Source organism: Mycobacterium sp. IDUB_37 (assembly GCF_055419245.1).
On sequence record NZ_JBVAXG010000006.1, the window covers coordinates 366936 to 388416 of the forward strand.

General features: G+C 72.0%; 3 protein-coding genes. 2 read left to right on the forward strand and 1 reads right to left on the reverse strand.

All coding sequences use genetic code 11. The features are described 5' to 3' along the window. Positions 1–133: 133 nt before the first annotated feature. Entirely contained in the window at positions 134–3184 is a 3051-nt protein-coding gene (locus tag ACZY1I_RS21970; protein WP_463757089.1) for a type I polyketide synthase, read from the reverse strand. A 481-nt stretch (positions 3185–3665) separates the two neighbouring features. Between ACZY1I_RS21970 and ACZY1I_RS21975 the strand changes: the two genes are divergently transcribed. Both ACZY1I_RS21975 and ACZY1I_RS21980 read left to right on the forward strand, forming a co-directional pair. Continuing rightward, entirely contained in the window at positions 3666–8876 is a 5211-nt protein-coding gene (locus ACZY1I_RS21975; RefSeq protein WP_463757091.1) for a PE family protein, read from the forward strand. Between the two features lie 732 nt (positions 8877–9608). After that, a complete protein-coding gene (locus ACZY1I_RS21980) occupies positions 9609–21311 on the forward strand; it encodes a PE family protein (RefSeq protein WP_463757094.1) in 11703 nt (3900 codons plus the stop codon). Positions 21312–21481: the final 170 nt, after the last annotated feature.

The window sequence follows — 21481 nt, forward strand, 5'->3', positions numbered from 1 at the left end:
TGACAGTTGTTTACCCGGCTAGCCCCACCCGCAAATGCCCCCTGGTGTTCCGAGTTTAATCTGACTTACGTATGGCCGCAAAGATTTGCCTTATTCAACAGGTGTCTTATTTGTGTCGCCGAAGTCACACTATTTACGCTTGACGCATTGGATTTTCCGGGGCCGAGTCATTTGCGTCGTCGCCCCGCAGCGCCATCGCGATGAGATCGGCCGGACTCAACGAGTCGATCGCGTCGTCGCCCAAAGCCGTTTCGGCAGTGCCACTTTCCGTCTGCCCAGCCAGCAGCAGCAGCTTGTCGAGCAAACCGGCACGGCGCAGTTCCTGGATTGGAATGTTGCGCAACAACGACCAGATTCTCTCGTCCTCGGATTCTTCGTCGGGACTGTGGAAAAGTTGTTGATCTAGAAAACGCGCCAACTCCGCCGTTGTCGGATAGTCGAATATCAACGTCCGCGACAACGGCAATCCGGTAGCAACTTTTAGCCGGTTGCGCAGCTCCACTCCCGACATTGACCCGAATCCGAGGTCCTGGAAAGCGCGCTCGGGGTCGATATCCTGCCCGCTCGGGTGGCCCAGGACCGCCGCCGCGTGCGCCCGCACCAAGTCGGACAGCTGCCGGTGCCGTTCGACCGGTTCCTGGCGGGCGAGCCGCTCCTGCAGGCCGCCTTCAGCCGCCGCACGATCGGCAGTAACGCTGTGGTCGCCCAGCCAGAAACGCTTTCGCGCGAACCCGTAGGTGGGCAACTCGACCGGCGCGCCACCCTCGAGAATCGAGGTCCATGCCACGTCGACGCCCTCGGTGAACAGGTGGCCGACCGCCGTCAGCAGCGACTCAACCTCGCCACGGTCCCGAGCCAGCAAGGGTTCCGATGTTGTCAGTCCAGCATCAGGACCCACGTCGACGAACACGCAGCTCCCCAGTGACTCCGCCCGCCTGATGCTGTCGGCGAACCGGACCGGTCTACGCACATGCTCGGCCCAATACGAGGGCGACCCGTAGCCCTCCCCCGCCAGCTCTCCTGTCACGTTGGATATCAACTCGATCTGTGTCGGCGTTACGGTCAAACCAGCTGCTACGCTGTGGAACTCGGTGAGCATCGGTTCCATCAATGCGGAATGAAATGCATGGGACACAGCCAATCGATGCACCCGTCGCCCTCGGCTCACCAACTGCCCGACCACCGCATCCACGCCGGCTTGCGGGCCCGAAATCACCACCGCCTCAGGGCCATTGACCGCTGCAATATCGACCCCGTCGGCCAATAAAGGCGCTACCTCCGCTTCTGAAGCGGCCACGGCAACCATCGCGCCACCGGCCGCCAGTCCGGCCATCAACCGACCTCGCGCGGCCACCAGGGTCGACGCATCATCCAGCGACAGCACGCCTGCAATGTGCGCCGCGGCAATCTCTCCGACCGAGTGGCCCATCACCAGGTCCGGGACCACGTTCCACCGACTCAGCAGCGCGGCCAGTGCCACCTCCACGGCGAACAATGCGGGCTGGGCGAATTCGGTGTTTTCCAGCAGCGCCTCGTTTTCGCCCCAGATCACCTGTCGAAGCGGCAATCGGAGATGAGCATCGAGGGCTTGGTCGACCCTGTCGAAAGCCATTGCAAACCAGGGGAAGTGCTCATAGAGCTGCCGTCCCATGCCCAACCACTGTGAACCCTGTCCGGGGAAGACGAACACCGTTCTGTCGACCTGGCGTGCGCGACCCGCTGCCAAACCCTGCGCCGGTTCACCCGCGGCGAGACTGCGTAGCGGCGCCATCAGGTCCGAACGATCCGCGCCCACGATGACGGCCCTGTGCTCGAAGACGGATCTAGTGGCCGCCAATGACCATGCGATGTCGACTTCATCAAGTTCGGGGCGGTCGACCAGCCACGTCAACATTCGCGTCGCTTGATTTGTCAGCGCGGCGGCGCTGCGGGCCGACAGCACGATGGGGATGGCGCCCGGGTTACCAACGTGCTCAGCGGGACTGACGCGGGGCGCTTGCTCGAGGATGAGGTGTGCGTTGGTCCCGCCCATCCCGAACGACGACACCCCGGCCCGCCGTGGCTCGCCGGTGGCCGGCCACGGTGTCAAGGCCGTGCTCACACGGAGTCCCAACTGCTCCAGGTCGGTCGCGGCACTTTCAAAGTTGAGACTTGCTGGAATACAAGCATTTTCGATTGACAGCGCGGCTTTGAGCAGGCCGGCAATTCCAGACGCCGCTCCGGTGTGACCGATGTTGGTTTTCACCGAGCCGATGACCAATGGACGTTCCCGAAGTGCACCGAACACATCGCCCAGGGCACGGGCCTCGGTCGGATCGCCGATCGCCGTACCCGTGCCGTGAGCCTCCACGTAGTCAATCTGTTTGGCGTCCAGTCCCGCATCGGCCAATGCCTCGCGGATGACGGCGGCCTCACCGGACACCGACGGAACGGTCAAACCGGTCGTGCTGCGCCCCGCGTTACCAATAGCGCTGCCACGGATGATGGCCCGAATCGTGTTGCCGTCATCGAGTGCAGCGCGCAGTGGCTTCAAAAGCACCAGTGCCCCGCCCTGGCTCCGCACGTAGCCGTCGGCCCGCTCATCGAAAGCGAAGGTACGTCCGCTCGGCGACAACGCACCGAAATGTCCTTCCAGCATTGCGATTTCGCTGGCCAGATTGAGGTGGACGCCACCGGCGATAGCCAGCGACGAAGCGCCTGCCTGCAATCCTTCGGAGGCAAGGTGAACCGCCACCAGCGAAGAAGATTGACCGGAATCCACCACCATGCTCGGCCCATGAAATCCGAATGCGTAGGAGATCCGGTTCGCGATCATGCCTCGACTGCCGCCGGCGAATGAGTGATGGTCCAGGCGCTCGGCATCACGAAGCGTCAGCACGGTGTAGTCGTCGTTCATCGCACCGAGGTGAACCGAGACTTGTTGTCCTTTAACGCTTTCAGGCAGAATGCGGGCGTCTTCAATCAGTTCCCACACGAGTTCGAGGGCAAGTCGTTGGCGTGGATCCAGCGCGCTAGCCTCGCGCGGCGCAACTCCGAAGAAATCGGCGTCGAAGTCGGCGACGCCGTCAATCTCGTGGTTTTCGATTTCGCGCCCGTCGCGGACCAGACGCCAGAAGTCGCGGGGACTCGCGGCCGTGGGGAACCTGCACGCGAACCCGATTATTGCTATGTCCGTCGGTTCCAACGCGTCCTCTGCTAGTTCACTGACCCGATCTACATTGCTTAGCCGAGCGCACCTCTGAAGCTCGGTGCTCCCAAACCGAGCCGAGGTGACATCAACTGCTGAGCCTCCTCGATCCCATGCGATTGTCTCACCGGTCCTGAACTGCAGTAATTGCGATCGACCCGCGGTGGCCGTCCGTCCGTCCGGGATGCGTCGCCGACTCATCTCCGGCGCCAGATCGTCTGCGGCACATAACAGTCCTAGCTGCCGACGGCGCGCCCGACACACGCTCACATATCGAATTCATACGATGCCACCATTATTTCGTTTTACTCACTCAAAAAGACAATTAACGCTAATTGCCCCTGAGCCGCGAAACGCGGTCTATATCCAAAACACGCAACGGCTAGGTATCGGTCAGAAGTTCGCCATAGGATTTCCCGCAATATTGGACGATCGCCATTTGTGGGGTTGGGCGATCTGGGTTGAGGGGTCTCATTCAATGTCTTTTGTCTTCTTCTCGTCCGACGTCGTGTCAGCCGCGACCGCGGAATTGGCCCAGATCGGTGTGACGGTCAACGCTGCCACCTCCACCGCAGCCAACCCGACAGTCTCCATACTCGCGGCGGCCAACGATGAGGTCTCGCTCGCGATCGCGCAACTCTTCGGTACGCATGCTCAGGATTTCCAGGCCATCAGCGCGCGGGCAGCTACGTTTCAATCGCAGTTCGTCCAGTCACTTGGTGGAGCCGGTGGCGCATACGCGGCCGCCGAGCTCTACAACGCGGAACCACTTCAGGGCCTGCTCGCGCTCATCAACGCACCCACCGAGATCCTGATCGGACGCAAGTTGATCGGCGATGGCGCCAGCGGCGCGGCCGGTACCGGGCAAGCGGGGCAAGACGGCGGAATCCTCTGGGGCAACGGTGGCAACGGCGGGTCAGGCGTCGCGGGAGCTGGCGGAACCGGCGGGCAGGGCGGTTCGGCGGGGTTGATCGGTAGCGGCGGTCTCGGTGGTACGGGTGGTGCCGGCGCGGCCGGCCAGGTCGGCGGCGTCGGCGGCCACGGCGGCAATGGCGGGTGGTTGTACGGCGCGGGCGGCGGTGGCGGGTACGGCGGTCTCGGTGGACTCGGGGCGGGCGGTGGCCTGGGCGGCAGCGGCGGCGGCGCGGGCCTGATCGGCTTTGGCGGACTTGGTGGTGGCGGTGGAACGGGCGCACTCGGGCAAGCTGGTGGTTCCGGCGGGCAAGGTGGCACCGGCGGCATCTTCTTCGGTGAGGCCGCACCTGGTGGTAATGGCGGCACAGGTGGCGCAGCGAGCCTCACGCAGGCTGGTGGCGCGGGCGGGTCCGGGGGCGCCGGTGGCCACGGTTGGTTCCTGGGTGCCGGCGGGACAGGCGGCGGCGGTGGCTTCGGTGGGACCGGAGGTACCGGCGATACAGGTCTGGCGTCCGGAAACGGCGGAACCGGCGGTGCAGGTGGGGCCGCCGCACTGATCGGCTTTGGCGGGCACGGCGGCGTCGGCGGGGGCGGCGGCACAGGTGCCTCCGGGGCCGTTGGCACGGCGTTGACTCTTGGCGTCGGCGGCACGGGTGGCACCGGCGGAAACGGCGGCGTGGGCGGAATCGGCGGCGCCAATACGTTCCTCGGCTTCGTCGGTAACGGTGGTAACGGCGGCGTGGCCGGCGCCGGCGGTGCCGGCGGCACCGGAGCGATTGGCACGGCATTGTCGCTCGGAGTGGGCGGTACGGGCGGTGACGGCGGCACGGGCGGCACCGGAGGCGCTGCAGGTGTCGGGGGCGGACGGGGCTTCCTAGCCCTTGGCGGCGGGGCAAACGGCTTGGCCGGCAGCGCCGGAACTGGCGGCGGCGGCGGTACGGGCGGTGCGGGCGCCGCTGGTCTGAGCATCCCAGGACTTGACGGCACCACTGGTGGTACCGGAGGCGCGGGCGGGAAGGGCGGCCTGGGTGGCAATAGCGCCTTTGGCGGCGCCAATGGCAGCGGAGGTGCCGGTGGAACCGGCGGCACCGGCGGAGGCGGCGGAAACGGTAGCGACGGCGCCTTGGGCCTCGCCGGCACCAAGGGCGGTGATGGCGGCGTGGGTGGTAAGGCCGGACTCGGTGGTGCGGCCGGAACCGGAGGTAGCGGTGGAGTTGCGGGTGCCGCGGGTGTCGGCGGTGCCGGTGGCATCGGCGGTAACGGCGGTGGTGGTGGCGACGGCACACCTGGTATTCCTGGCGGCCTGATCGACGGCGGCACCGGCGGTGCTGGCGGTGCGGCCGGCAATGGCGGCGCCGGCGGTGCGGGAGTGACCGGCGGGGTGAATGGCTCGGGCGGTGTCGGTGGTACCGGCGGGGCAGGTGGCAAGGGCGGCCTTGGCTTGGACGGCGCGCTGGGTGTGGCCGGTGGTGACGGTGGCGACGGCGGTGTTGGCGGCAAGGCCGGCGCTGGTGGCATTGCAGGTACCGGGGGTAGCGGTGGCGCCACCGGTGCCGCGGGCGCGGGCGGTACTGGTGGCGGTGGTGGTGTTGGCGGTAAGGGTGGCGACGGCACACCTGGCCTTCCCGGCGGCGTGATCGATGGCGGCACTGGTGGTGCCGGTGGTGACGCCGGTAAGGGCGGCGCCGGCGGCGCGGGTGTGACCGGCGGCCTCAACGGCTCCGGCGGTGCCGGTGGCACCGCGGGTGTGGGCGGCAAGGGCGGCGCCGGTCTCGATGGCGCGCTGGGTGTGGCCGGTGGTGACGGTGGCGACGGCGGTGCCGGAGGTAAGGGCGCGCTTGGCGGTGCCGCAGGCACCGGAGGTAGCGGTGGTGTCGCGGGTGCCGCGGGTAACGCCGGTAACGGTGGCGGTGGTGGTGTCGGCGGCAAGGGCGGCGACGGCACACCTGGCCTTCCCGGCGGCGTGATCGATGGCGGCACCGGCGGTGCCGGCGGTGACGCCGGTAAGGGCGGCGCCGGCGGCGCGGGTGTGACCGGCGGACTCAACGGTTCCGGTGGTGCCGGTGGCACCGGCGGGACCGGCGGCAAGGGCGGCACCGGTGTGGACGGCTTGCTGGTACCAGGTCTGGCCGGCGGTGACGGAGGCACCGGCGGACTCGGCGGTAACGGCGCGCTCGGTGGCGCAGCCGGTGGCGGAACCGGCACCGGCGGTGTCGCGGGTGCCTCGGGCAACGCCGGCAACGGTGGTGCTGGTGGTAGCGGCGGCAACGGCGGCGCAGGCGCCCCCGGCATCCCGGGGGGTGTCCTGGACGGCACCGCGGGCGGCTCGGGTGGTGACGCTGGTAAGGGCGGCGCGGGCGGTATCGGTGTTGCCGGCGGAGCGAACGGCTCTGGTGGCGCGGGTGGCACCGGTGGCACTGGCGGTAAGGGCGGCGACGGCATCGACGCCGCACTGCTGCCCGGCCTGGCCGGCGGCGACGGCGGCACCGGCGGCGCCGGCGGCAACGGCGCTCTCGGAGGCGCAGCCGGCGGCGGAGCCGGCACCGCGGGCACCGCGGGTGCGGCCGGTAACGCTGGCAACGGTGGCCTCGGCGGTAACGGTGGCAACGGCAGCGAAGGCTCAGCAGGCATTCCGGGCGGGGTGTTCGATGGCGGCACCGGCGGTGCTGGCGGTGACGCCGGTAAGGGCGGCGCCGGCGGCGCGGGTGTGACCGGCGGACTCAACGGTTCCGGTGGTGCCGGTGGCACCGGCGGGACCGGCGGCAAGGGCGGCACCGGTGTGGACGGCTTGCTGGTACCAGGTCTGGCCGGCGGTGACGGAGGCACCGGCGGACTCGGCGGTAACGGCGCGCTCGGTGGCGCAGCCGGTGGCGGAACCGGCACCGGCGGTGTCGCGGGTGGCTCGGGCAACGCCGGCAACGGTGGTGCTGGTGGTAGCGGCGGCAACGGCGGCGCAGGCGCCCCCGGCATCCCGGGGGGTGTCCTGGACGGCACCGCGGGCGGCTCGGGTGGTGACGCTGGTAAGGGCGGCGCGGGCGGTATCGGTGTTGCCGGCGGAGCGAACGGCTCTGGTGGCGCGGGTGGCACCGGTGGCACTGGCGGTAAGGGCGGCACCGGTCTCGATGGCGCGCTGGGTGTAGCCGGTGGTGACGGCGGCACCGGCGGCACCGGCGGTAACGGCGCCCTGGGTGGCGCCAAGGGCACCGGCGGCACCGGCGGCGTCGATGGAGCTGCAGGTAACGCCGGAAACGGTGGCGGCGGCGGCAACGGCGGCAAGGGCGCTGACGGCACCCCAGGGGTGTTGGGTGGCCTGGTCGACGGCGGCAACGGCAGTGCCGGTGGCGACGCCGGTAAGGGCGGCGCCGGGGGCAACGGGGTGGTCGGCGGACTCAACGGCTCCGGCGGTGCCGGCGGCACCGGCGGCACCGGTGGTGCCGGCGGCAACGGCGCCAAGGGCGTCGACGGCACCTCCCTGATCATCGTCGGTGACGGCGGCGACGGCGGCACCGGCGGCATCGGCGGCAAGGGCGCCCTCGGCGGCGCCGCCGGTATCGGCGGCACCGGCGGCACCACAGGCGCATCCGGCAACGCCGGCAACGGCGGGGCCGGCGGCACCGGCGGCACCGGCGGCACCGGCAGCCCAGGCATCCTGGGCGGACTCCTCGACGGCGGCAACGGCGGTGCGGGTGGTGACGCCGGCAAGGGCGGCGCCGGCGGTGCGGGCGTGGTCGGCGGACTCAACGGCTCCGGCGGAGCCGGCGGCACCGGCGGCACCGGCGGCACCGGCGGCGCAGGCGGGGACAACCTCACGCTCAGCCTTCCCGGCGGCGATGGGGGCGACGGCGGCGCCGGCGGCAAGGCTGCACTCGGTGGCGCAGCCGGCGTCGGCGGCACAGGCGGTACGACAGGTGCTGCTGGGTTCGGCGGCAAGGGCGGTGTCGGCGGCAACGGCGGTAAGGGCGGCGCGGGCCTGGCGGGTGCTATCGGACTGACCGATGGCGGTGCCGGCGGAGCTGGTGGTAGCGCCGGCGACGGCGGCAACGGCGGCGCAGGCATCGGCGGCATTAATGGAGGAGATGGTGGTGCTGGTGGGATAGGCGGAACTGGTGGTACTGGCGGTTCCGGCTACTTCTTACTCAACATCAACATTGGAGCCGGCGGTGACGGCGGTGCCGGTGGAACTGGTGGCGCAGGCGGAGTTGGCGGCATCGGTATTGACGGCGGTAACGGCGGTAATGGCGGTCTGGGTGGCAGCGGCGGAATCGCAGGCCAGGCATCCGGCGGCGGCCTTGACATCAGTGTTTTGGATGGTGGCACTGGCGGCGCTGGTGGATCCGGCGGCACCGGTGGCACAGGCGGCGCCGCGGTCGGCGGCGGAAACGCCGGCAATGGCGGCAACGGCGGGGCGTCGACCGCGGGTGGCACTGGCGGCGTTGGCGGCGTGCTCGGCATCCTCCTTGGGAACGGCGGGGACGGCGGCATCGGCGGCGACGGCGGCAGTGGCGGCTTTGGCGGCAGCGCGATCGGCGGCGGCGCTGGCGGGAACGGCGGCGACGGCACAGTGGGAGGCCACGGCGGAAACGGTGGCGACCCAGGCTCACTCCTCGGCGGCACCAAAGGCGGCGGCGGCGACGGCGGCGACGGCGGAAACGGCGGAAACGGCGGTACCGGCACACCCGTCGGTGGCGGCGGGACCGGTGCCAACGGCGGCGCGGGCGGCACCGGGTCGACCACGGGCACTCCCGGCGCAAAGGGTGGCAACGGCACACCTTGATAACCCAGCAGGCACGGTCAACGGTGCCGCCTGTCTCGGCTTCCTGCCGGAGCGGGCGGCACCGTTGTCGACGAGTTCGTCAGTAGGTTGCGGCAACGATGAGGAGCAGGTGTTAACACCGACAGATCCCGCGATTTGTTCGTTAACGGCATTCGGCCCTATTTGACATACAGGCAATAGTGAGTCATTGCCTTATTGTACAAATAGACAATAGCTGAGAAATTTCAAACATCCACCGATAACTCATATATGAGAACAACTTGCCGAGCACAGCTTATTGACGGTTTAGCAATTTAGTAGTTAAATACTTGTTTCGAAATTTTCACGGCCAGCTACAGGCCCACGATGGCCGATATGGCCTGACGCGCGACGCCGCCACCTGAGGTGGCCACCGCGCAGGAGTTCGAGAACAAATTCGAACCACACTCGCGCTGCGGACCTGTTCGCGGGCCTGTCGTGACAACCGCGCGGGCGGGCGGCGCCCAGGTACGGGTGGTCAGCTTTCTGCCGGTATAGCGGCGTGACGCAGTGCCGCCCCTCCCCTCGCACTGCATACGGTCCCCGCGCTGGAGCCTTCTTGAAACTTCGGCTCTTGACCTTTAAGTCATTTTGCGAATAGCTGTTATTTCGGTGAGGTCAATTGCGGGTTACAGATGGTATATAAAACAAACTCGCGCATGGTGGGCGATCTTGTTACGTCTGGATTTTTTCTAGGTTAAAGGGGTCGGGTTGATGTCGTTTGTTTTTGTGTCTCCAGACGTAGTAACCGCCGGCGCTGCGGAGCTGAGCCGAATCGGGTCGTCGATTACGTCGGCTAACGCCGCTGCTGGGGTGCAGACGACGGGGTTGGTAGCTGCTGCCGGGGACGAGGTATCGGCGGCGATCGCGGCGCTCTTCGGCTCGCATGGCGAGCAATATCAGGTCATCAGCGCGCGGGCAGCGGCGTTACATGCCCAACTGGTGGCGTCGTTGGGTGGAGCGGGCACCGCATACGCCACGGCCGAGGCGGCGGCCGCCTCCCCGCTGCAGCTGTTTGAAGAAAACCTATTAGCTGTGATCAACGCACCGACGCAGGCGTTGTTGGGGCGTGGGTTGATCGGTGATGGGGCCAGCGGGGCCGCAGGCACCGGACAGGCCGGTGGTGATGGCGGAATTTTATGGGGAAACGGCGGTAACGGCGGTTCCGGTGTGGCGGGGACCGCGACGGTGGCTGCGGGTGCGGGTGGGCGGGGCGGTTCTGCCGGATTTATCGGCAGTGGTGGCGCCGGTGGTATCGGCGGCGCGGGTGCTACCGGACTCGCCGGTGGGTTGGGTGGTCGTGGCGGTAACGGTGGGTGGTTGTTCGGGTCGGGTGGATCGGGTGGCTTCGGTGGTGTGGGCGGTGTCGGCGGGTTGGGTGGCACCGGTGGTGGTGGCGGAATGGCCGGGCTGTTGTTCGGCCAGGGTGGGCTGGGAGGTAGCGGCGGTGCCGGCGGGATCGCAGGCTCACTCTTAGCCGGCGGCGGGGGTGGCACCGGCGGTGCTGGTGGTGGCGGTTCGTTTTTCGGTAACGGCGGAGCGGCTGGTCATGGCGGGGCTGGCGGTGCCGGAGGACTTGATTTAGCTGCCGGGCGGGGCGGTGTCGGCGGTAGCGGTGGCACCGCCGGGTTGTTCGGCAATGGCGGGGCCGGCGGTTTCGGCGGCCAAGGCGGCATCGGAGGCAATGCCAGCGGGACCGGCGTCGGCTTATCGGGTGGCGACGGTGGCGCGGCCGGTGCGGGAGGCAGTACTTGGTTGCTGGGCGCGGCCGGTGCCGGCGGTATCGGCGGTGCCGGCGGTAGCGGGGGCAGCGGCCCCGGCGGCGACGCATTGAACATCAATGGAAGTGCGGGCGGAACTGGCGGTAACGGCGGCGCCGGTGGTTTGGGTGGTGGCAACAAGTTCATCGGTTTCGCCGGCACCGGGGGTAGCGGTGGCGCCGGCGGTCTTGGTGGGGGCGGCGGCACAGGAGCCGACGGCCTAGCAGCAGGGCTCGCCGGTGGTCTCGGTGGTGACGGCGGTGGCGGCGGTAACGGCGGTGCTGCGGGAGCCGGCGGCGGCGGTTTGATCAGTTTCGGCGCTAAAGCGGGCACCACCGGTGCAGGCGGTGGCGGCGGTGCCGGCGGCACCGGCGGTAACGGCGCGACCGGAGTCAACGGGGTGGTGGGTCTGGACGGCCAGACCGGCGGTGCCGGCGGTGGCGGCGGTAACGGTGGGGTGGGCGGTAACAGCGGCGGCGGCGGTGTCAACGGTGCCGGCGGTGCCGGCGGGCACGGTGGTGTCGGTGGCGTAGGCGGCGACGGCGCGGATCATCCCACTTCGGGGCTGACGGGAACCCGTGGCGGTGACGGCGGGGCCGGCGGCAAAGCGGGTGCTGGCGGGGCCGCTGGCACCGGCGGCGTCGGCGGGAACGCAGGCATTGCCGGTACCGGTGGTACCGGTGGCGGGGGCGGAATGGGTGGTGACGGTGGTGTTGGCACCGACGGTGTGGTCGGAGACGCCGATGGCGAGACCGGAGGTAACGGAGGCGCTGGTGGTAACGGGGGCGTCGGCGGCGGCGCCGCTGCTGGGGGTGTCAACGGGTCCGGTGGTGTCGGCGGTCAGGGCGGTGCCGGCGCCAAGGGCGGCGCAGGACTGGACAACACCACCGCAGGCCAGGCCGGCGGTAATGGCGGCAACGGCGGCATCGGGGGTACCGCCGGAAACGGCGGCGCGGCAGGCACCGGAGGAACCGGCGGAAACACCGGTGCAGCCGGTATCGCCGGCGCCGGTGGAACCGGCGGCGAAGGCGGTACTGGCGGGAATGGTGCAGACGGTGTCACCGGGTCGGTCGATGGCAACACCGGCGGTGCTGGCGGTGTTGGCGGGAACGGTGGCGCGGGCGGTAACGCCGCAACCGGCGGGTTCAACGGCACCGGCGGTGTGGGCGGTAACGGTGGTCAGGCCGGCACGGGTGGTCAGGGCTTGTCCCCGACAGCCCTGGGCCTAGCCGGCGGCAACGGCGGCAGCGGTGGAGTCGGCGGTAACGCGGGAACCGGCGGTGCCGCAGGCACCGGCGGAACCGGCGGCACCGCAGGTAACGCCGGCAACGGTGGCGCCGGCGGAGCGGGCGGTAACGGTGGCACCGGCACTGATGGGGACGTCAACGTCGCCGGTCTGGACGCCGGTAACGGCGGTGCCGGTGGTAACGCCGGCGCTGGTGGTGCCGGCGGCAACTCCGGTGTCGGCGGCACCAGTGGCTCTGGCGGCGCCGCTGGCAACGCAGGTTCTGGCGGCAAGGGTGGCTTGGGTGCCGCGTCGAGCACCATCGGGGTGGCTGGTGGCACGGGCGGTAACGGTGGCTCCGGCGGTAACGCCGCCCTCGGTGGCGTGGCAGGCAACGGCGGTACCGGCGGCACCAACGGGGCGGTAGGCGCCGCCGGCGATGGTGGGATCGGCGGCGACGGCGGCACCGGTGCGACTGGGGCGACCAATGTGGTCGGTCTCAACGGCGGGACCGGCGGCGCAGGTGGTAACGCCGGCGCTGGTGGGGCCGGTGGCAACGGAGTCACCGGAACCGCCAACGGCAACGGCGGCGCGGGTGGCACCGGTGGTGCCGGTGGTGTCGGCGGTTTGGGTTCGGACAACACCACCGCCGGCCAAGCCGGTGGTGACGGCGGCGCCGGTGGAGTCGGCGGCAACGCCGGAGCAGGCGGCACAGCCGGAACCGGCGGTACTGCCGCCACCGGCACCAACGGTGCCGGCGGCAACGCCGGAGCAGGTGGGGCTGGTGGTAACGGCGGGACCGGCGCGGCCGGCACCGACGGTGTGACCGGGACGATTGATGGCACCACCGGCGGTAACGGCGGTACCGGCGGTACCGGCGGTGCCGGCGGTCAAGGAGTTACCGGTGGGGTCGACGGCAGCGGCGGTGTCGGCGGCAACGGCGGCCAAGCCGGCAAGGGCGGGCAAGGTTTCAACCCGACAGCACTAGGTGCTGCCGGTGGTAACGGCGGCAGCGGTGGGGTCGGTGGCAACGCCGGCGCCGGCGGTGCAGCGGGCATCGGTCCCGGCAGCACTGGCACAGCAGGTAACGCCGGCAACGGTGGCGGCGGCGGTGCCGGTGGTAACGGCGGCACCGGGACTGATGGTGACGTCAACGTCTCCGGTCTGGATGCCGGTAACGGCGGTGCCGGCGGTAACGCCGGCGCTGGCGGTGGCGGCGGGAACTCCGGAGACGGTGGCACCAATGGCTCCGGAGGCGCCGCAGGCACCGCAGGTTCAGGCGGCAAAGGTGGCGTGGGTACCGCGTCAAGCACCCTCGGGGTAGCTGGCGGCACCGGCGGTAACGGCGGCACCGGCGGCAACGCCGCCCTCGGCGGAGCAGCGGGCACCGGCGGCACCGGCGGCACCAACGGAGCGGTAGGCGCCGCCGGACAGGGTGGCGCTGGCGGCAACGGCGGCGCAGGCGCCGACGGTGACCCCGGTGTCACCGGGACGATCGATGGCACCACCGGCGGTAACGGTGGCGCCGGCGGCACCGGCGGTGCTGGCGGTCAAGGCGTCACTGGCAGCGCCAATGGCAGCGGTGGAGTCGGCGGCAACGGCGGCCAGGCCGGCAAGGGCGGATTGGGTCTGAGCCCGACAGCGCTGGGTGCTGCCGGTGGTAACGGCGGTAGCGGCGGGGCCGGTGGTAACGCCGGCGCCGGTGGCGCCGCAGGCACCGGCGGCATCGGCGGCACCGCAGGTAATGCCGGCAACGGTGGCGCCGGCGGTGCGGGCGGTAACGGTGGCACCGGCACTGATGGGGACGTCAACGTCGCCGGTCTGGACGCCGGTAACGGTGGTGCCGGAGGTAACGCAGGCGCTGGTGGTGCGGGTGGCAACTCCGGTGCCGGTGGCACCAATGGCTCTGGTGGCGCTGCAGGCACCGCAGGTTCTGGCGGCAAAGGGGGCTTGGGTACCGCTTCGAGCACTATCGGGGTGGCCGGCGGTAACGGCGGCAACGGCGGTGCAGGGGGCAACGCCGCCTTCGGTGGCGTGGCAGGCAACGGCGGTACTGGTGGTAACAACGGATCGGTAGGCGCCGCCGGCAACGGTGGGACCGGCGGTAACGGCGGCACCGGTGCGACTGGGGCGACCAATGTGGTCGGTCTCAACGGCGGGACCGGCGGCGCAGGTGGTAACGCAGGCGCTGGTGGGGCCGGCGGTAACGGAGTCACCGGCATCGCTAACGGCAACGGCGGCGTGGGCGGCACCGGCGGCCAAGGCGGTGTGGGTGGTTTGGGTTCGAATAACACCGCCGCCGGCCAAGCTGGTGGCGACGGCGGCGCCGGTGGGGTCGGCGGCAACGCCGGAGCCGGCGGAACAGCCGGCACAGGCGGCACTGCCGCCACCGGCTCCAACGGTGCTGGCGGTAACGCCGGAACGGGCGGAATTGGTGGTAACGGCGGTACCGGTGCGGACGGCACTGACGGTGTGAGCGGGACGATTGACGGCACCACCGGCGGTAACGGTGGCGCCGGCGGCACCGGGGGTGCCGGCGGTCTAGGTGTTGCCGGTGGGGTCGACGGCAGCGGCGGTGCCGGCGGCAACGGCGGCCAGGCCGGCAAGGGCGGGCAAGGTTTCAACCCGACAGCACTAGGTGCTGCCGGTGGCAACGGCGGCAGCGGTGGGGTCGGTGGTGACGCCGGCGCCGGTGGCGCAGCAGGTACCGGTCCCGGCAGCACTGGCACAGCCGGTAACGCCGGCAACGGTGGCACCGGCGGCCAAGGCGGTAACGGTGGCACCGGTGCCGATGGTGACGTCAATGTCAGTGGTCTCGATGCCGGTAACGGCGGCGCCGGCGGTAACGCCGGCGCTGGTGGTGCCGGCGGCAACTCCGGTGTCGGCGGCACCAGTGGCTCCGGTGGCGCCGCTGGCAACGCAGGTTCTGGCGGCAAGGGTGGCTTGGGTGCCGCGTCGAGCACCATCGGGGTGGCTGGTGGCACCGGCGGCAACGGCGGCACCGGCGGCAACGCCGCCCTCGGCGGAGCAGCAGGCGCCGGTGGTACCGGCGGCACCAACGGAGCGGCCGGCGCCGCCGGTAATGGCGGAACCGGCGGCAATGGCGGCACGGGTGGCGACGGTGCAGTCAACGTGGCCGGTCTCAACGCGGGCGCCGGTGCGGCCGGCGGTAGCGGCGGCATTGGGGGTGCCGGCGGCCTCGGCGTGACCGGCGCCAGCAACGGCAACGGCGGGGTCGGCGGAAACGGCGGGGGCGGCGGCACCGGCGGTACCGGTTCAGATAACACCACGACCGCGGGCGGGGCCGGTGGTGACGGTGGGGTCGGCGGGTCCGGCGGTAACGCCGGAGCAGGCGGTGCGGCTGGAACGGGCGGCACGGCAGGCACAGGCACTGCCGGCAACGCCGGTTCCGGTGGGACCGGAGGTGTGGGCGGCAATGGCGGCGCCGGCAACCAGGGCGCCGACGGTGTCAGCGGCCAACTCGACGGCGACACCGGCGGCGCCGGCGGCAACGGCGGGGCCGGCGGGGTCGGGGGCAACTCCGGCGCCGGTGGAACCAATGGCGCCGGCGGAGTCGGCGGCAACGGCGGCCAGGGCGCCAACGGCGGCCTCGGACTAGGTGCCACCACCCCGGGCGTAGCTGGCGGCAACGGCGGCACCGGCGGGGCCGGCGGCAACGCCGGAGCAGGCGGCATCGCAGGAACCGGCGGCACCGCAGGCACCGGCACTGCCGGCAACGCCGGTACCGGTGGGACCGGAGGCGTGGGCGGCAACGGCGGCGCCGGCAACCAGGGCGCCGACGGTGTCACCGGCCAACTCGACGGCGACACCGGCGGCGCCGGCGGCAACGGCGGCGCTGGCGGGGTCGGCGGCAACTCCGGCACCGGCGGAACCAATGGCGCCGGCGGAGTCGGCGGCAACGGCGGCCAGGGCGCCAACGGCGGCCTCGGACTGGGCGCCACCACCCCGGGTGTAGCCGGCGGCAACGGCGGCACCGGCGGGGCCGGCGGCAACGCCGGAGCAGGCGGCATCTCAGGCACCGGCGGCACCACAGGCACCGGCACTGCCGGCAACGCCGGAAATGGCGGTACCGGGGGCCAAGGCGGTAACGGCGGTACCGGTGCCACCGGTGCCACCAACGTCACCGGTCTTGATGGCGGCACCGGAGGTGCCGGTGGTAACGCCGGCGCTGGTGGAGCGGGCGGCGACTCTGGTGTCGGCGGCACCAATGGCTCGGGTGGCGGTGCCGGGACCGGTGGTCTGGGTGGTAACGGTGGCACGGGCACGGGCTCGTCCACGGTGGATGTGGCCGGCGGAGCGGGTGGCACTGGCGGTGTCGGTGGCAACGCCGCCCTCGGTGGCGCGGTGGGCACCGGCGGAAACGGCGGCACCACGGGAGCCGCAGGCGCCGCCGGTGCTGGTGGCACCGGCGGAAACGGCGGCACCGGCGCGACCGGGGCGATCAACGTGGCCGGACTCAACGCTGGCGCCGGCGCGGCCGGCGGTAACGGCGGTGCCGGCGGGGCCGGCGGTAACGGCGTCACCGGCACTGCCAACGGCAACGGAGGTGCGGGTGGCACCGGTGGCACCGGCGGCACTGGCGGTCTCGGCAGCGACAACACCAACGCCGGCCTGGCTGGCGGTAACGGCGGGGACGGCGGCCTCGGCGGCAACGCCGGAGCAGGTGGTGGGGCAGGAACCGGCGGCACTGCAGGTTCTGGCACCGCAGGCAACGCTGGCACCGGTGGCATTGGCGGCCTCGGTGGCAACGGCGGCACGGGCGGCACCGGTGTGGCCAACGCTTCCGGCCTCAATGGCGGCACCGGTGGGGCAGGTGGCAACGCCGGCAACGGTGGCGCTGGCGGCAACAGCTCCACAGGCGGCACCAATGGCGCCGGCGGTTCCGGAGGCGTCGGAGGCACCGGCGGCATCGGCGCCACTGGCAGTGACAACACCACCACCGGCCAAGCCGGCGGCAACGGCGGCGCAGGTGGCGTCGGCGGCACCGCCGGAGCAGGAGGGGCCGTCGGGACGGGCGGCACAGGCGGCACCACCGGTGCGGTAGGCACCGGCGGAACCGGTGGCCTTGGTGGCAACGGTGGCGCCGGCGCCGATGGCGCCGCTGGAGTCACCGGCCAGGTCGATGGCAGCACCGGTGGTGCCGGCGGCAACGCCGGTGCGGGTGGTGCCGGCGGCAACGCCGGCGCGGGCGGCGTCAACGGCTCGGGCGGGCTCGGCGGTAACGGCGGCCAGGGCGGAACCGGTGGACTCGGTTTGGACTCGACGACCGTCGCAGTGGTCGGTGGTAACGGCGGGACCGGCGGGGTTGGTGGCACTGCCGGGGCAGGTGGCGCGACCGGCACCGGGGGTACCGGCGGCAACACCGGCAACGCAGGCACCGGCGGGACCGGCGGCACCGGCGGAAACGGCGGGACCGGCGGTGACGGTTTGACCAACGCCTCAGGCCTCAACGGCGGCATCGGTGCGGCCGGCGGCAACGCGGGCGCCGGTGGCGCCGGCGGCAACAGCTCCACCGGTGGCACTAATGGCACCGGCGGCGTGGGCGGTGTCGGTGGCACCGGCGGGACCGGCGCTACCGGTTCTGCCAACACCACCGCCGGCCAAGCCGGCGGCAACGGCGGCGACGGCGGAGTCGGCGGCACCGCAGGGGCAGGCGGGGCGGCCGGCACCGGCGGCACCGGAGGCAACACCGGCAACGCAGGCACCGGCGGAACCGGCGGCCTCGGCGGTAACGGTGGTGCGGGCGCCGACGGCACCGACGGGACCACCGGCCAACTCGACGGCAACACCGGCGGTGCCGGTGGTAACGCCGGCAACGGCGGCGCCGGCGGCAACTCCGGCGCCGGCGGCACCAACGGCACCGGCGGCCTCGGCGGCAACGGCGGCCAAGGCGCCAAGGGCGGGCTAGGCCTCGGCGCGACAACCCTCGGCCAGGCCGGCGGCAACGGCGGCGCCGGTGGTGCCGGCGGCACTGCCGGAAACGGCGGCGCGACCGGCACCGGAGGAACCGGCGTTAATAACGGCAACGCAGGCACCGGCGGAACGGGCGGAACAGGCGGCAATGCTGGCGCCGGTGCAGACGGCAGCGACGGTGTCACCGGCCAACTCAATGGCAACGCCGGCGGCGCTGGCGGTAACGGCGGCGCGGGTGGTGTCGGCGGCAACTCCGGCGCCGGCGGCACCAACGGTGCCGGTGGTCTCGGCGGCAACGGCGGACAGGGCGCCAAAGGCGGACTCGGATTAGGCGCCACCACCCTGGGTGCAACCGGTGGTGACGGCGGCACCGGCGGCGCTGGCGGTAACGCCGGAGCCGGAGGCGTCGCAGGAACCGGCGGTACTGGCAGCACCACCGGCAACGCCGGAAATGGCGGCCAGGGCGGCCAAGGCGGCAACGGCGGCAACGGCGCCGCCGGCGACACCGACGTCAGTGGGCTGAACGCCGGTAACGGCGGTGCCGGCGGCAACGCCGGCGCCGGCGGCGCCGGAGGCAACTCCGGGGCGGGCGGCACCAACGGCAGCGGCGGCGTTGGCGGCACCGGTGGCCAGGGCGGCACCGGTGGTGCAGGCACTAAGGGCGCCAATGGAGCATCCAATAGCGGCTTCGACGCGACCCCAGGCAACCCGGGTGGCAACGGTGGGGCCGGCGGGGCCGGCGGCAACGCCGGCGCAGGTGGGGCGGTAGGCACCGGCGGCGTCGGAGGCAACACCGGCGCGTTCGGGACCGGTGGTCAGGGCGGAGCTGGCGGCAACGCCGGCGGCGGTGGCGACGGCGCCTTGGTCAACACCTTTGGAATTGGATACAACGGCACCGCGGGCGGTCAGGGTGGCGTCGGCGGCATTGGCGGGGCTGGCGGTCTCAGCGGCGCTGGTGGCACCAACGGCACCGGTGGTCTAGGTGGCAACGGCGGGACCGGTGGCAACGGCGGCGACGGCTTCAGCGCCATCAACGTCGTCGTGCCTGCCGGCGGTGGCGCCGGCCCGAACGGTGGTAACGCTGGTCAGGGCGGCGCCGGGGGTAACGCCGGGGCCGGTGGTGCTGCGGGCACCGGTGGTGCTGGCGGCGCGGCCGGCGTTTCAGGCAATGGAGGCGACGGCGGTACCGGTGGCGACGGTGGTATTGGCAGCGCTGGTGGCGACGGCGCCGGCTTCATCGCCGCCGGCACCGGCGGTAGTGGGGGCAACGGCGGTGCAGGTGGGGCTGGCGGCAATAGTGGAGCTGGCGGCACCAACGGCAATGGCGGAGCCGGTGGCACCGGCGCTATCGGCAGTGCTGGCGGCGTGGGTGGCGGCGGCAACTTCATCGTCAGCGACGGCAGCGGCACTAGCGGCGGCAACGGCGGTGTCGGCGGCAACGCCGGAGCTGGCGGCGGCGCCGGCACCGGAGGAAGCGGCGGCACCGACGGGGCAGCGGGCTTTGGCGGCAACGGCGGCGCGGGCGGCATGGGCGGCGATGGCGCTCCGGGTCCCGCCGGTGTTGTCGGCGGCAGCAACGCGGTCAACGGAGGTAACGCCTCAACCGGCGGCGTCGGAGGCGCCGGCGGTGCCGGTATCAACGGCATCAACGGCGGCAACGGCGGCGTGGGCGGCACCGGCGGCACCGGCGGCACGGGCGGCACCGGCACTTCCGGCGCGATCGGATCCATCGACGGCGCAACCGGCGGCGCGGGCGGCAACGCCGGCAACGGCGGGGCCGGCGGCAACGCAACCGATGGCGGCACGAACGGCAACGGCGGTGCTGCCGGTGGCGGCGGTACCGGCGGTCAAGGTGGCCAGGGCCTCACCGGCGCGATCGGGGTGGCCGGCGGCAACGGCGGTGACGGCGGCACCGGCGGCGCAGCCGCACTCGGCGGCGCAGCCGGAACCGGCGGAGCCGGCGGCACGGCCGGCGCCAACGGAGCCGGCGGAACCGGAGGAACCGGCGGCACCGGCGGCACCGGCGGCAACGGCGCCGACGGCACTGTCACTGACCCCAACGGGCTGACCGGCGCTGCCGGCGGCAACGCCGGAAACGGCGGGGCCGGCGGCAACGGCAACGGCGCCATCAACGGCACCGGCGGCGTCGGCGGCACCGGCGGTACGGGCGGTCAAGGCGGTCTGGGACTGCTCGGAACCTCCGGCGCGAACGGGACTGCCCCCGTGGTCGGCGGCAACGGAGGCAACGGCGGTACCGGCGGCAACGCCGGAAACGGCGGAGCCGCCGGAAACGCAGGCACCGGCGGTGGCGTCGGCAACGTAGGCATCGGCGGCACAGGAGGCGCGGGCGGCAACGCCGGCAACGGCGGGGCCGGCTACGACGGTTATAACAACATCACTACTGCTGACATTAACGGTGGAACTGGCGCAGTCGGCGGCATTGGCGGCACCGGTGGGGCCGGTGGCAATAGCGGCTTCGGCGGCACCAATGGCACCGGCGGCATCGGCGGCAACGGCGGCGTCGGCGGCAAGGGTGGGCAGGCCTTGAGCGCATTCGCAGGCGGCCGGACAACCTCGGCACCCGGCGGCCACGGCGGCAACGGTGCTGCCGGGGGCGCCGCCGGCGCGGGCGGTGCGGCTGGCACCGGCGGCACCGGCGGCAGTCAGGGCGTCGCAGGATTCGGCGGCAACGGTGGCGCCGGCGGCAACGGCGGCGAGGGCTCCTACGGCGAGCCCGGAGATCCGCTCAACCCCGGCTTCTTTGGCGGCGACGGCGGCAAAGGCGGCGTAGGTGGCGCAGGCGGTGCAGGCATTGGCGGTATCCACGGCGGTAACGGCGGCGACGGCGGCACGGGCGCGCTCGGTGGGGACGGTGGCGGCGGCGGTACGAATGCGCCTGGTAACGGCGCCACTGCCGGCGCCGGCGGAGTCGGCGGCGCTGGCGGCACTGCAACCGACGGCGGCAACGGCGGAAACGGCGGAAACGGCGGAAACGGAGCTACCGGTGGCCCCGGCGCCAACCCCAGCAGCGCGGCCAACGCCGGCACCGGCGGCACCGGCGGCAGCGGCGGCACTGGTGGTGCTGGCGGTGCCGCGATCGGCGGGGGCAACGGCGGCAACGGCGGCATCGGCGGCGCCGCCGGTGCAGGCGGCAACGGCGGCAGCGTCCCCAGCAGCCCGACAGGGGGCTCCAATGGTAACGGCGGCACCGGCGGTAAGGGCGGAAGCGGCGGCGTCGGTGGCACCGCAACCGGCGGCGGCGTCGGCGGTAACGGCGGCGCCGGAACAATCGGCGGCACCGGCGGCAACGGCGGCATCAGCGCCCCCGGTAACCCTGCCCCAACAGGCAACGGGGGCACCGGGGGCGATGGGGGCGACGGCGGCAACGGCGGTGGCCCAGCGGGTGACGGTGGCACCCCTGGTGCCGGTGGCAACGGCGGAAGCGGGACCACTCCGGGAGGCACCGGAAATCAAGGCAACGCCGGCACCCCGGGATGATGCGCCCCATCGCCTGCAAACCGGCCGGCATCATCCGGTGTCGGCGGCAGAACGTCTTGTTGTGTCACGTTTCATCGCTTGGCTGATCCTGAAGGGCTGAACACCAGCGCAGCAACACCGACGCCGCGGGCCTGGGCGCGAATGCGCCGAAAGCCTGCGGCGTTTGTGTA

Bases quoted from the DNA above. Each gene is read 5' to 3' on its own strand.
- ACZY1I_RS21980 (WP_463757094.1), top strand. From the start codon at position 9,609: ATGTCGTTTGTTTTTGTGTCTCCAGACGTAGTAACCGCCGGCGCTGCG.
- ACZY1I_RS21975 (WP_463757091.1), top strand. From the start codon at position 3,666: ATGTCTTTTGTCTTCTTCTCGTCCGACGTCGTGTCAGCCGCGACCGCG.